Annotated in this window: 9 protein-coding genes; 3 read left to right on the forward strand and 6 right to left on the reverse strand. The window is 62.8% G+C overall.

The window, feature by feature from the left end; genetic code table 11:
- Positions 1-370 precede the first annotated feature (370 nt).
- Both RJ1_RS31720 and RJ1_RS46900 read right to left on the reverse strand, forming a co-directional pair.
- Positions 371-1,369, reverse strand: a complete 999-nt coding sequence (locus RJ1_RS31720) for an alpha/beta hydrolase family protein (protein WP_240319880.1) — start codon at positions 1,367-1,369, stop codon at positions 371-373.
- 254 nt (positions 1,370-1,623) lie between these two features.
- On the reverse strand, positions 1,624-1,929 hold the full coding sequence (locus tag RJ1_RS46900) for a hypothetical protein (RefSeq protein WP_162850355.1): 306 nt from the start codon (positions 1,927-1,929) through the stop codon (positions 1,624-1,626).
- An 851-nt stretch (positions 1,930-2,780) separates the two neighbouring features.
- On the opposite strand from RJ1_RS46900, the gene RJ1_RS31730 reads away from it, so the two are divergent.
- Complete coding sequence (locus RJ1_RS31730) at positions 2,781-3,902, forward strand: NDMA-dependent alcohol dehydrogenase (protein WP_073366458.1); 1,122 nt, start codon at positions 2,781-2,783, stop codon at positions 3,900-3,902.
- Positions 3,903-3,969: 67 nt separating this feature from the next.
- On the opposite strand, the gene RJ1_RS31735 is transcribed toward RJ1_RS31730, so the two are convergent.
- From RJ1_RS31735 to RJ1_RS31750, 4 genes are all read right to left on the reverse strand, one after another.
- Positions 3,970-5,451, reverse strand: a complete 1,482-nt coding sequence (locus RJ1_RS31735) for an aldehyde dehydrogenase (RefSeq protein WP_073366459.1) — start codon at positions 5,449-5,451, stop codon at positions 3,970-3,972.
- Positions 5,452-6,383: 932 nt separating this feature from the next.
- Positions 6,384-7,757: an MFS transporter gene (locus RJ1_RS31740; RefSeq protein WP_073366460.1), complete on the reverse strand. Its 1,374-nt coding sequence runs from the start codon at positions 7,755-7,757 to the stop codon at positions 6,384-6,386.
- Positions 7,758-8,927: 1,170 nt separating this feature from the next.
- On the reverse strand, positions 8,928-10,322 hold the full coding sequence (locus RJ1_RS31745) for an amidase (RefSeq protein ID WP_073366461.1): 1,395 nt from the start codon (positions 10,320-10,322) through the stop codon (positions 8,928-8,930).
- A 29-nt stretch (positions 10,323-10,351) separates the two neighbouring features.
- Positions 10,352-11,344, reverse strand: coding sequence for an alpha/beta hydrolase (locus RJ1_RS31750; RefSeq protein WP_083400611.1), 993 nt, complete (start codon positions 11,342-11,344; stop codon positions 10,352-10,354).
- 1,335 nt (positions 11,345-12,679) lie between these two features.
- Between RJ1_RS31750 and RJ1_RS31760 the strand changes: the two genes are divergently transcribed.
- Positions 12,680-13,504: a helix-turn-helix domain-containing protein gene (locus tag RJ1_RS31760; RefSeq protein ID WP_073366468.1), complete on the forward strand. Its 825-nt coding sequence runs from the start codon at positions 12,680-12,682 to the stop codon at positions 13,502-13,504.
- A 54-nt stretch (positions 13,505-13,558) separates the two neighbouring features.
- Positions 13,559-14,482, forward strand: coding sequence for an alpha/beta hydrolase (locus RJ1_RS31765; protein WP_073366463.1), 924 nt, complete (start codon positions 13,559-13,561; stop codon positions 14,480-14,482).

The following is a 14,482-nucleotide window of genomic DNA, read 5'->3' on the forward strand; positions in this document are numbered from 1 at the left end:
CGAGCGCACGAACGATAGAAGAGGTGGGCACGAACCACACAGGGACCTCACGATTCCCAGTGGTTCGTGCCCACCATGTGTCTCAATTGGGTGTGTCTTCTCCGGTCACGGCAGGGGCAGGCGATGGTGACGCCGCCCCGGCGAACGACTGGGTCGGGCTTCCGGTCGTTGCGATTGTCGGAACGAGAGAGACAAGTACTGCTGCGACGAGTGCCGGAAGCGCGAATGCATAGAAGTTCCATTCGTGTCCGACGTTCGAGCCGAGGATCCATCCGCCGAGCAACGGGCCCAGAATCGCTCCGAAGCGGGCCAGTCCCCCGGGTTGGGGAGCAGTGTCGCCGCGATTCGAGGTCTCCGGAGTCGCGCAGCGTCAGCGCAGATGCTGCCCGAACCAGCCAATGAGCCGTTCGGGGTGTTGGCCGAAATAGTTGTAGCCGGAGAACCGCTGGTCTGATCCCTCGATCCAGAACAGCTCTTTCTCGGTGGTCCCGATCTTGTTGTACAGCTCCTCGATGGTGCCGGGGTCCATCAACCAGTCCCGGCGTAGTTGAGCAACCATCGTCGGGATTTTCACCGCACCGGCATAGGGCGTCGGTGTCATCTGTCCAAGCCGGAAACCTGAAAGCGCGAAGATCCGCTGGTCTACCCGCTCGGCCATTTTGTCTGGATCGAGCTTGAAGTGTCGAGCAGCGCACCTGACGAGAGCCTCCCCCGGGGCGGGCTGGAGGAACAGGGCGGCGCGGATATCGGTGAACTCCTGGGGCCACTTGGACAGGGCAACGATCGTCGAGTTCGCGCCCATGCACCGGCTGTAGAGCCCGGTGGTCATCGTGGCCAAATCCGGACGGGATTGGGCGTACTGGACCGAGCCGAGCACGTCGCGGCATTCCAGCAATCCGATGCCGGCGAGGCCGCCGCTGCCCTCGCCGCTGCGGCCGTGATTACGTAGGTCGTAGGTGAGGATGTTGTAGCCAGCGTCGTGCAAATGTTTCAATTCCGGCAGGAAGCTCACCTCGAAGCCACCGAACATTGTGTTCCACGGCGCAAGGTGCCCGGGGAACCCATAGCGGTTGCACGGCATGGGATGGTTGACGATGAGGAGTTTCTCGGATTCGGCGGGGATGAACCAAGCATCGAGGGTGACACCATCGGCCGAAGGGAACCAGCATTCCTCGAATTCCAGCCCCACCTCGTCAGGTGTGCGCAGCACGGGTGATCGGGCGCCGTGAGTGAAAAGGCTCGCGTACTGCTCGACCAGTGGGTGGGCCTTCTCGGCGACCGAGTCCTTGGCTGCCTTCGCCATATCGCCCACCATGCCCAGAATAGTCGCGTCCTGCTGACCCAAGTCTTCGCCGGTGGAATCGTTCATTATTTCCTCCTCATGGTGACGTGGAGAGCGGCATACTCTGGCAACGCGGCTGCGCCGCGGAATCGACGTCAATAACGAGACCGACGCTACTCTTCGTCAGTCCTAGGGAGTAGCCCGCGAACTTGACATATTGCGAAGGTCCGCTTTCCAATTCGGCAAGTGGTCAATCCGAGGCAGCTACGGACAACGCACGAGCTGATCCGCAAACCCGGCGCCCTTCCTGGGGCGAGCGGGTTGGCTCAGACCAAGCACGTTCAATCGCTGCCCGCGAACAACAACCACATCAGCCGTTTTGACAGAGTGCTCACCGCCGAGGTCGACGACCGCACCAAATGCCATCGCGCGCGGCGGATTGACGGCGCGAAGTCCCCCGCATCACACGGCTCGCCGACTTCGATGTCGATGCCGTGCCGGGCATCTCTGCGGGCACACTCGGGCATTCCGGGGCCGGCGGCTACCTGGACGCAGGGGAGCCGGTCGGTCGGTGCATCAAGATTCCGGCCCGGGAGACGATCAACCCATCGGTGATGGTGGCGTCCCACCTCGACGGACAGCGTCACCGAATGCTCCTGGCTTGTCGCCGATGACGTCCCCGATGTCCCGGGCCTGCGTGCAGGGGTGGCGGCGGCGGTCGAGAACGACAGCGGCAGACCGACCGTTCCGATCTCGTCTTTGACGGCGTGCCGATGATCTGTCAATGCTGCTGATACCGAATGACACTCCGGGTCGGGACATCTGCAAACTGCCTACTCTGTCGCGGCATGCGACCGGTACCACCGAGATCTTCCTCGATGAGGTGCGGGTGCCGGCGACGCGCTGCTCAGCGCGCCCGCGGTTGAGAAGGTTAAAGCGCGGATCCACCTGCGCGCCATAGTCATAGACCGGCGGCCGGTCGACCCGGATGATGTCTGCCCTCAGGTCGGACAGGAGCATGCAGCAGAAGGGAACCGATCCGACGCCACCCAGCTAGACGAGCTTGATGCCCGCGAGGGGACTCTGCAGTTTTCCCATGACTTTCTGGCTCCGATCGAATACTTCCGAGCCTATCCGTCCTTATTGAGGCTGCCAATTGAAGAATTGCGAAGCGGCGATTCGAACGGCACGAATCGAAATCTATGTCGAAATTGACCATTCATTTTTTGCTATTGACGGTGCCGACAGGGGAGAGGCAATATAGCCAGAGTCACATTCGACAAACGGTCCCGGTACGGTGACCTCCACGTGCAGAGACGGTGCCCGCGTTCGGCGCGTCCGACGTTTCGATGGCGATCCTCTTGTCACGAGATCGACCGAATGCCGTGGCGGTGCTCGCCGTCGCCGGCCAGCCAGGTTCGTCAGCGAGGAGTGCAGCAGTAATGATGGAATCAATATCTCGTACGGGTACACGGAACAGCGGGGAGGCGGGGCAGCCGTGCTGACGCGGGGAGCGGTGCTGCGGGAATCCCCGGGCCGGTACGAGGTCGTCGAGTTGAAGGTCGACGACCCCCGGCCCGGCGAGATCCGCGTCAAAATGGTTGCGAGCGGCCTGTGCCACTCGGACGACCACTTCGCCACCGGCGACCAGACCCCCGGCATTCTGCCGATCGCCGGAGGACGCGAAGGCTCGGGGATTGTCGAAGCAGTCGGCGCTGGAACCACGGGCTTCGCCGAAGGCGACCACGTGGTCTTCTCCTTCCTGCCGGTCTGCGGACGCTGCCCCTCATGCGCCCATGGCCACCAGAACCTCTGCGATCTCGGCCGCTTTCTCGCCACCGGCGCCCGTTTCGACGACCCCACCTCGTTCCGCGTCTCGCTCGACGGCACACCAGTCGGGCAGCTCGCCGGCCTCGGCACGTTCTGCGAGCACGTCACCGTCTCCACCGCCTCGGCGATCAAGATCGATCCGTCGATCCCCCTCGACCTCGCCTGCCTCACCGGCTGCGGCGTCGGCACCGGCTGGGGCGCCGCCGTCAACTCCGCGCAGGTGCGGCCGGGGCAGGTCGTCATTGTGATGGGCATCGGCGGCGTCGGCATCAACGCCGTCCAGGGTGCCGCACACGCCGGCGCGGGCGCGGTCATCGCCGTCGACCCGGTCGAGTTCAAACGCGAGAGCGCACTGAAGCTGGGAGCCACCCACGCCGTCGCCGACATCGAGGAAGCCGCCGAGGTAGCGCGGTCGATGACCAACGGGCAGGGCGCGGACGCTGCCATCGTCACCGTCGGCGTCACCACGGGACGCCACATCGGTCAGGCCCTCGGGGCCATCCGCAAGGCCGGGACCTGCGTCGCGGTTGGCCTCGGCGACACCCACGTGCGTGACGGTGACATCAACCTTCACGAGCTGGTCCTGTACCAGAAGCGTCTGCAGGGATCATTGTTCGGCGCCAGTTCCCCCACCGCGGACATCCCGGCCCAGCTCGAGATGTACCAGCGCGGGCAGCTGCGCCTCGACGAACTCGTCACCACCCGCTACGCCCTCGACGACATCACTACGGGCTTCGACGATATGAAGGCAGGCCGCAACCTCCGCGGCGTCATCGTTTTCGACTCCTGATCACCGTTCGAAACGAACACAGGCGGCCTGGTGGCACCAGTGCCACCAGGCCGCCTGTGTGACCGAATCAGACTGGACTGCTCAGGGATTCACGAATCGAGAAGTCACGGGGTAGGCCTACCGACTTGAGTTCGACGAATGCGTCGAATCCCTCCACTCCCAGTTCCCGGCCGATACCGCTGCTCTTGAACCCGCCGACGGGAGCCGAGAGCCCGACCGGGTTGCCGTTGATCTCCACCGTTCCGGTTCGGATCCGTGCAGCCAGATCTACGGCGTGCTGTACGTCTGCCGTGAAGATCGATCCGTTCAGCCCGTACTGCGAGTCGTTGGCGATCGCAATCGCGTGGTCTTCGTCGTCGTACTCGAGGATCGACAGGACCGGCCCGAAGATCTCCTCGCGGGCGATCTCCATCGACGACTCGACATTCGTGAATATGGTCGGTTCGACGAACCACCCCGTATCCAGCCCCCGGGGGCGTCCACCGCCGAGCGCGATGCCGGCCCCGGACCCGCGTCCCGATCGGATGAGCCCCTCGACGCGTTGGCGTTGCTGTGCTGTCACCAGCGGTCCGAATTCCGTGGATGGATCGGACGGGTCGCCGACCGGCATCTTCTCGGTCGCCGCCACCAGCGCGTCAATCAGGTCTTTCGCGCGTGTGCGCGAGACGACGACGCGCGTCTTGGAACTGCACACCTGGCCGGTGTTGCGGAAGGCGCCGGCGCGGAGAGCCTCGGCGGCGGAGTCGAGATCGGCGTCGTCGAGAACGATTGCAGCCGACTTGCCGCCGAGCTCGAGCGTCACGCGGCGTACCGCCTCGCCGCACAGGGCTCCGATCCGGCGACCGGCGCCCGTCGACCCGGTGAACGAAACCTTGTCGACCCCGGGATGCGTCACCAGATATTCACTGACATCACGATGTGCTGGTACGACGTTGACGACACCGGCCGGAAACCCGGCCTTGTCGATCATGTCGGCCAGGAGATACGCGTCGAGTGGAGTTTCGGGGGACGGCTTGAGCACGACCGTGCAGCCGGTCAGCAGCGCAGGCGCGAGCTTCATCATGGTCACCAGGTGAGGGGCGTTCCATGGAACGATCGCGGCCACCACGCCGACCGGCTCACGTGTGACTCGGGCGCGCCCGGTCGCGGACTCGCGTGTCACGTCGAAGGGATACTCGAGCGCGAGATCGATCGAGGCGTCCAGGATCAGTCGTGGACGCATCGCGTGAATCGCATGTGATTGCGTTATCGGGCAACCCATCTCTGCGGTGACGAGCTCGGCCATCACGGTTTCGTTGGCGGCGAGTAGTTCACTCAGATGTCGCAGGATCTCGACCCGCTCGCCGAGCGTCATTCGCGGCCAGGGGCCCTGATCGAAGGCCGTGCGCGCGGCCGTCACCGCGTCGTTGACGTCGGCGTTCGCGGCCGCCGGAACCCGCGCGATCTCCTGCTCGGTGAACGGCGACACGACGGAGATCACCTCATTCGTCGACGGCGCCACCCACTTACCGTCGATGTAGAACTGATTGTAATTACCCTGCCACATCATGTGATCTCTCCAGTAATTCGCCGACAATGCGGGTTACGTAATGCTACGCGAAACCCATTCCTCAACAGGGCAATAATGATCGCCCAAGTGGCCGAGCGGTCACCGAAAGCCGGAGTGACCTCGACGCGGACCGACAGCAGCTCGGCTTACGCTCGCCTTTGCGGGTCGGGATCGAAGTCCGGAACCAGATCTGGCTGTCGCGCCACCGTGGTCCCTCGACGAAGGTGTAGCTCGCCCCGACGGTGGTGATCTCACGACCCATCAGATCCTCCAAAGAATGTTGTGCGACCACGCCCACTCGTCTGCTCCGCAGGCGTAAGACGTATTCTCTTTTTCGCCGAAGCCAATGATCACAAATTTTCCCGCATTTCACGCGGATCCAATTGAAAAATTACGAAGTATCGATTCGCGCAGTGCGAAATGGTGCCGAGTTCCTCTCGGGCAACGTATTTCGAATACACGAGACGTGTACCGGCATATAGGCATAGTCGATTTCGAGGCTATTCCGAAACTGCGTCACTGCCGGTGTGAGCGCTTCTCGGCAACCAGCTCGATTTTCGCATACTCCTCGACGACTCGCCGTCGCGTATTCGTGATCGGTTTCGAAGTCCGGGGGAATGCGCGGAGTTCGAAGTGGCGCTCACTCATTCACCGGACGAGGAGGAAGACGTCATGGCATCAGCTCTTTTCTCGGCGCACTACTGGAGTGCGGTCGAGGCTATTTCATCCAAGGACACGCGGGCGGTTCAGAACGAGCGGCTGCGGGAGCAACTCACGTACCTGGCCGTGAACAGCTTGCTCTACCGTGCGAAGTTCGCCAAGCACGACGTCGATGTCACGAAGATCAGGACGGTGGAGGACCTGGCGGGTCTGCCGTTCACGGAGAATCAGGAATTGCGGGACAGCCTGCCGCGGCGCCGCCCACCACGGACTCAGCGCGGTGTGTCTTCTCTGGTCACGGTAGAGGCAGGCGATGGTGACGCAGCTCCGGCAAACGACTGGGCCGGGCTTCCGGTCGTTGCGATTGTCGGAACGAGAGCGACGAATACTGCTGCGATCAGCGCCGGTAGCGCGAATGCGTAGAAGTTCCATTCGTGTCCGACGTTCGAGCCGAGGATCCATCCGCCGAGCAGGGGACCGAGTATTGCTCCGAAGCGGGCCAGTCCCATGACCGCACCGACTGCGGATCCTCGGCACGAGGCCGGAAAGTGTTCTGCGACGTATCCGTACGTCAGCGTGGAAGTCCCGATCGTGCCGAGTCCGGCGCCGGCGACCGCGACCATCAGGAAAGCGATGTCCAGCTTTTGGCTGAGCACTAGTAGTGACAGTGCGCCCACGAGGAAGAACGGTATGACTATTCGCTTCGAGCCGAAGCGATCAGCGAGCAGCGAACCGCCGAGCGCACCGATGATGGCACCGACCTGAAGTACGAGTAGGAACTGTAGAGAGGATCCGAGGGGATAACCGGCTTCCCGCATGAGCTGCGGCAGCCAGGTATTGAGGCCGTAGACAATCAGCTGTGCGCAGAAACCCGTGATTACGAACAGAATTGCCGACGCCCGAAAGCCATGCGACAGCAACAGTTGGTAGCCGCGCCGCACCTGTGCGTCCTGATTCGCTGCGGCAGCCTGTTCCGCGTGCTCGGCCGCCATGGCGTCGAAATCGAGGCGGTACTGTTCCGCCAATTCCCTTGCCTCGGACGTCTTGCCCTGGACCGCGAGGTAGTTGACGGATTCGGGGAGCCTGAAGTACATCACCGGCAGCACCACCACGTAGAGGGCTGCGATGGCGTACATCAGGCGCCAGCTGTGTTCGGGGAGAAGGGCGATGGCCGCGAGGGCGGAGATGATGCCGCCGACGGAGTATCCCGTCAGCATGAGTCCGTTGTAGAGCTGCCGGCGCCCCTTCGGCGCGAATTCGATGGTCAGCGCGACTGCCGAGGGCACGACCCCGCCGAGACCGATTCCCGTGAGAAATCTGGCGAAGCCGAAGAACTCGGGTGACTGCGCCAAGGCGCACGCAGCCGAGCCGGCCGAGAACCAGAGGACTCCGACCATCATGACGTTGCGGCGGCCGATTCGATCGGTGAGCGGACCCGCGAGGAGGAAACCGACCATCAGGCCAGCCAGCGTCCAGCTGCCGATCAAGCCGGCACTGCCGTGCGACATCTCCCATCCGGGCTCGTCGAGCAGGCTGGGAACGGTCGCGCCGTAGACGATCAGGTCGAAACCGTCCGCAACGATGGTCAAGAAGCACAGGGCGACCACGAACAGGCCACTGCGTGTACTCGGCACAGAGGGTGCCATATTGTTCTCCTGGGTGTGCTTGAATCGGATGTTCAGAGAAAGTGTTTCAGCTACTGCTGGTCGATGTTGCGCATCCCGCGATGCCATTTGATCGTAATTCTCGTCACAGTCGGTTCCTACTGAAAAAATGTGAAGTGACGATTCGAATGGTTCGAATCGCGTTTTCCTATCCGAAACCGGTCTTCCCCCGACTGCCTCGACACCGTGGTCTGGGACCGCATCACCGCGATCTGGCCAATCCCCAGCTGATCCGCACCGAGATCGACAAACGGCTCGACAGCGCGCGCACCTCCAACCCTGCCGCAAAGAAGCGAAACGTCTGTAGACGGTACTGGCCAAAAGCCAATATCCGGATCACGCGCACGATCGAGGCGTTCGGAGCAACTGATCACGACCGCCGAGATGGGGCACGCATGTCCGACCTACGTGACCGGGAAGTATACCTGCACAATCAAATTGAGAAACTCGACTCACATCTGCTCGCCGACCGCGAGGCCTACATCGAACTCGCCTCCGACCTCGAAGTCTTCCTCTCCCACTCCACACCAAGGCTGAGATCTCCACTGTTGGCGATCGCCAACGCGTGCTCCGGCTGCTCGTCAAAGACGTCCTCATCAGACCCGACAAGATCACCATCCGGCACCGCATCCCCACGGAGGACGCACCACCGACGACGCTCAACACCTGGACGACACCGACACGGAGGGGACCATACTTGCCCATTGCCCACTGCGTTGGGGCGTGCTCTCGCCCCTGCTGGCCAACCTGTTCACCCCCCCGCGGGAATCGGAGCACACCAGCTTCCAGCTTCGACTCCCTGGGTTACACCTTCCGGGCCGTCTGGCTCGGGCCGGAGAGGCGACTTCGTGAGCTTTGCTCCGGCCATCAGCGCCAAGGCGAAGAAGGCAGTCGGTCAGGTGGTCAGGGCTTGGCTCCTCAACCGTCGCAGCGGCACGGACGCTGTCCAGCCTCGCCAAGGAGGTCAACCCTCGGGTGCGCAGCCGTATCGGCTATTACGGCGCCTTCTATCGCTCCGAGCTGGCGCTCTTGACGTGGCGCATCGATCAGCACTTGATCCGGTATCGGATCTGAATCGAGCGGGCGCTGCCGGCGGTCATGATCCTGCACAGATGTTCTCGGACTTGAATTGGAGCATCGGTAGGAGCGGTTTCAGGCGACGCTGGTCAGCGGGGGAGTCGCACGATGCCACGAGGTGTGTTGTTGATACGCATGACCCACGCCGAGAGCAAGGTCGTCGCGTCCCTCAACCGAGACGATCTGTAGTCCGATCGGAAGCCCCGCGCTATCGAAGCCCATCGGCACGGATGTAGCAGGAAACCCGACGGCGTTCCACGCTCGGGTGAATGTTGGGGGTAGCAATCCAGCACCTGCGCGGACCGCCTCGACTGTCGCCGGTGCGTAGGGCGCCGTGGGAGTGAGCAGAATTCCGTTGCCGAGAAAATCGATGAGCTCGGTGCGGATGGAACCCACTGTCCTACGGGCTAATGCATAGTCTCGGGGAGTCAGGCCTGGGTGCTGGAGAAGTGTTTTGATCGTCGCCGGACTATATGGTGCGCCGCTCGCCAAACGCGCGGCGTGGGTCTCGCGGGCCTCAACAGCGGCGATCACCGACGCGGCCTCACTCAAGGCGGCATAACCTGGAACTGGCGAGTGGACTATCCGGCCGCCCAATCTCTCCAATACCGCACAGGCGTTCTGGAATGCCTCGATCACATCCGCAGTCACCGCGTCGCTTACCAGGGCGGGGTCGACGATTATCGGCAGACCCTCGAGTCCGATCTGCGTGATGGATTCGGCACGAAAGGAGTTCTGGTCGGTGATCGCTTCGAGTAACAGGGCGCAATCGCGCGCCGACCTTCCCATTGGGCCGACATGGTCCAGCGACTCCGACAGCCGGAGGAGTCCGGTCCTGGGCACCAAATCGTAGGTTGGCTTGTGCCCGGTGATTCCTGTATACGAGGACGGCAGTCTGATGCTCCCACCGCTGTCGGTACCCAGACCACCGAGAAACAGCCCCGCGGCTGTGCCGCCCGCCATGCCCGAACTGGAGCCACCCGTCCAGTGATCCAGTGACCACGGGTTGTGTGGGAAAGGAAACGGAGCTGTGAGATCTGGGTACCCCTTCGAGTACTCCATGAGCGTTGTCTTGCCGAGGATCACCGCACCAGCACGCCGCAACGCTGCAACCGGCGCTGCGTCGACGAGTTGTGCTTCGTCGTCGGGCACCAACGATTGCGCGGTTGTCGGCCCCTCCTCAGTCGTGAGCATGTCTTTGATCGCCAACGGAATGCCGTGCAGGGGACCGAGGTCGACGCCTCGCTGACGGTCCCTGTCGGCTTGTTGAGCGGCGCGAAGTGCGTCGTCGTCGAACCGCCGGATATACACACCGAGGAGGGGATCGAGGCGGTCTGCGCGATCAAGGGCGCACCGAACGAGATCTGCAGACGTGGTGATGCCGTTGCGGAGTGCGTCTGCGGCCTCGGCGATACTCAAAGGCAACTGTGTCAGCGCCTCAGCGTTTGTAACTTTTACCTTGTTACCCATGGTGACTCCACTACCCTTCGCTGAGCATCTCACCGTCTCGGTGTGGTTGCCGCTTCATCCCGCCAGTCGGAGCAAGCTGTTTCCGGCTCCTTACCCTCGAGCCGCGGAAGGACCCATGCCGCGAAATCGTTGATGGTCCGGTCAGCTTCTGGGTCGTTGCCAACCGCGAATGGATAGACATGTTGGCGCTCATCGGCGACATCGAGATGGACATCGATACCGGCTGCTGACGCTTTGTCGAAGAACTTCTCAGCAGCGCCAAGCAAATTCTCGTGACCGCCAGCTGCGACATACACCGGTGGGAAGCCCGCTAGGTCCGCATAAAGCGGGTTCGACAGCGGGTCGGTCACACTCCCGCCGGCAAAGGCAATGGAGCCCATCCCAACTATGACTTCCTTGGAGGCGAGCTTATCGTTGGCCTGATTGACCATCCATTTTCCTTCCCAGTCGAGACCTGGCGAAATCGCCAGCACTGCTCCAGGAAGTGGGAGCTCAAGCCTCCGAAGTTTCTCTACTATCGCTAGCGATAGTGTTCCGCCCGCAGAATCGCCTGCGCTGACGAGGTTATCCGAGGAATACCCCTGTTCGAGTAGCCATGCGTACGCTTTCACACCGTCGTCCAGTTGGGCGGGGAAAGGGTGCTCTGGCGCGCGACGATAGGCGATCACGAGAACACGGGCCCCGACGGCGCGTGCAATGTGGCCGGCGAGTTTCCGATGGGACATTGGCGATCCAACAATGAAACCGCCACCATGAAAATACAGAACTGCTAGCTCAGGATTTGATTGAGCAGGGATACACCACAGAGCCTTGAGGCTGTCGATGTCGACATCCTCATAGGTCACGCCCAGCGGCTCGGTCGCTACCGTTTGCCACGATTCCTGCATCTCCCGCATCGATTGAATCGACATGTTCGGATCGCCTTGCATCCGGGAAGTCCATTCGAGATAAAGAGACCGAAGGGAATCGTTGAATCGATCTGCCACAGTTAGCTCCTCGGGTTTCGATTGACTGATCGTCATTCAGGTGGTGTTGACGGCCTGATGCGTGAATGCTTGTAGCTCAGTGAGCGCATATCGACAAGCCCCGCTTAACATCTACTCGACGGCGCCGCCGCGCTGTATACGGCTGTTCGGGGCCACATTCCGGTGTCAGTGGCGCTGTGTATTCACCGGCATCGCAAAATGACTCGTGTCGTCGGACCATCGAGGAGTTATCGCTGTATGCGTAGATGGCCGATCACACGTTGGTGTGACACCGCACGATGTGCGGGCCGCCGCACTGCGCTGTTGCCCTCGATTCGTCACGCATCGTGCCGCTCCGCGGCGGCTGTGGCCCGGAGACAGTGTTTCGGTGATGATTTCCAGCGGGTGCTGCGATCGCGGAGCACGTTGCGAAGGCTGTGACCAGAGTCGGTCGCTAACGCTGGTCCCCCATGCGTTCGACGAGCAACATGCGCCGCCACGGCACGGTGCCGAAGGCTGTGCATGCACCGGACCGCGTGGTTCATATCTGCTCGAGAACTGGTCGCGATGTCAGCCAGCGACTTCTCAGTGAACTGCGCGACCACCCTCAAGTGCACAAAGCTTTCGTGCGACGGCATGTGACTAGCTCCTGTCGTCGGTCGTGGATGTGAAGGCTGGTCTCGATGCCCGGTTATGAGATAGTTCACACTCGCGGGCCCGAGATGGTCAATTGAAAAATTTCGAACTGCCGGTTCGGTTGGGGTGAACCTCGGACCACCTGCGTGGACTGGCGATTCTCCGCGGCCTGAGGGCGTCGTCGGGGAAGGCCGGTCCGGGCGCCGTCGCCGACATCTTGACCCGGATCGAGGTGCACCTCGCGCAGAATGACGGGTACCTCGCGTTCTCCGGTGGCAAGGACTCCCTGATCGTCCTCGACCTCGCCTGCCGCGTCGACCGGATGTGCCGGTGATGTTCTTCGACTCCGGCGTCGACTACCCCGAAACCTACGACACCTCTGCGAACTCGACTAGACTTGGCGGGCGGACCTGCATGGCATCCCCACCCATCCACCCCTACTGCACGTGCTCGCCGACTCCAGCCACTGGGATCATTTCACCCCTGTCGGGGCGCACGTCGATCTGCATAGGGTGCTGATCACCGCTCCCGCTTGCCGCACCCACGAACTCCTCGGCCCCGTGCAAGCGGCGCGGCCGATGTGACAGTGGCGCCCAAGGGATCGTCAATTCCACCATCGGTGACAGACAGCAGATCGCAATGTCCATTGCTGCCGCCGGCGACGATTCGCTGGTCCGGGTCCTTGGCGAGGACGCCCGCGAACGCGAATCGATCGCTACTGCCTGTCCCCACGGGATTCGCCCTATCCTCGATATCGTGAGTACGACCACAGCGAACCGAACCGAGCTGGGGGCATTCCTGCGTGCGCGGCGCGGTGAGGTACCTCCCGCCGAGGAGTCCCTCGGCGCCCGCCGCGTCCCTGGGCTGCGCCGCGAGGAGGTTGCCGAGCGGGCGTACATCAGCGTCGACTACTACAAGCGGCTGGAGCAGGCCCGCGCGCCGGTCTCCGTCGGAGTGCTCGACGCCCTCGCCGATGTCCTCCGATTGAACGCGGAGCAGCGCGCCTACATGTTCACGCTGGCGGGTAAGCTCGAACCCGGCTCGCGTGAGAAGGAGTTCACCACCTCTGTGGTGCCACGCCTGCAGCGAGTGCTCGACCAACTCGTGGAGACGCCGGCCATAATCCTCGGCCCGTACCTCGACGTCCTCGCCTGGAACCATCTCGCGCAGAGGGTGATCAGCGACTTCTCGATTCTTCGACCCGAACAGCGGAACCTGGTGCGCATCATGTTCCTCTACCCCGCGATGCGGGAGCGGTACGTGCATTGGGAGCACGAAGCACGGATCGCCGTAGCCAACCTACGCATGGACGCCGCACGCCGCCCCGGTCACGCTCGGCTCGAGACCATCGTCGCCGAACTCGAATCCGACCCACTCTTCCGCCGTCTGTGGAAGGCACAATACGTCGACATCCGCCGGTCCGGACATAAGGAGGTCTACCTGACAGCGACAGGGTTACTGAGCCTCGAGTGGGACACCTTCGCCTACTCGGATTCCCCAGCGCAACAGCTCATCGTGCTCACTGCGGAGCCGAACAGTCCCTCGCTCGCGGCGCTTCAGGCGCTCGCCGGCCAGGTCTGAGGGGGAAGCGAACGTCCCTTGCTGGCACGATCGCCCACCGCGAGTATGAAAAACATGAACGAAACAGTCACATTCACCAGTCAAGATCTCAACGTCGTGGGAACCCTCTACACGCCCGACGCCACGTCAGGTCCCCTACCCGCCATCGTGGTCGGACATCCGGTGACCAGCGTCAAGGAACAGTCCCCCACCATCTGGGCTAAAGCCCTGTTCGAGCTCGGCTACGCGGTCCTCATCTTCGATGCCACCTACCAGGGCGAGTCCGCGGGCGAGCCCCGGCTCCTCGAGGACCCGATCGCTCGCAGCGAGAATATTAAAGATGCGGTGTCGTTCCTGACCTCGCTGGATCGGGTCGACAGCGATCGGATCGGAGCCCTCGGGATCTGCGGGTCCGGCGGCTACGTCCCGTTCGCGGCTCAGACCGATCGGCGAATCAAGGCCGTTGCCACCGTCAGCGCGGTGAATATCGGCGACATGTTCCGCGAGGGTCTCGACCTGACCGGCGTCGACCGCGAGGATCTCGATCAGCAGCTGGCTGCGGCGAACACGGCACGCACCGTCGAGGCATCCGGACAGCCCGCCCCCGCAGAGGCACTGTTCCCCCAGGCCGCGGACGAGGCCGCCCAGGTACCCGCGCGCTCGATGCTGGCGGAGGCCTACGACTTCTACCGCACCCCACGTGCAGAACACCCCAACGCGCCCAGCAAGGTCGCGGTCCGCAGCTTCGATGAGATCGCGCAGTTCGACGCCTGGCAATTCCTCCAGCTGATCGCCCCGCGCCCTCTGCTGCTGATCGCGGGCACGGACGCGGAGACCCGCTTCCACAGCGAGCGGGCGCTGGAGAAGGCTGCAGAGCCCAAGGAGCTCCTGTGGGTCGACGGCGCCAGCCACGTGGATCTCTACGGCGACAAGCCGGAGTTCCAGGAGCCGGTTCTCGCCAAACTCACGGAGTTCTTCAATAAGTATCTGGCCGCCTAG

Origin of the sequence: Rhodococcus jostii NBRC 16295, assembly GCF_001894825.1 — a bacterium.
In the GTDB taxonomy this organism is placed as follows: domain Bacteria; phylum Actinomycetota; class Actinomycetes; order Mycobacteriales; family Mycobacteriaceae; genus Rhodococcus_F; species Rhodococcus_F jostii.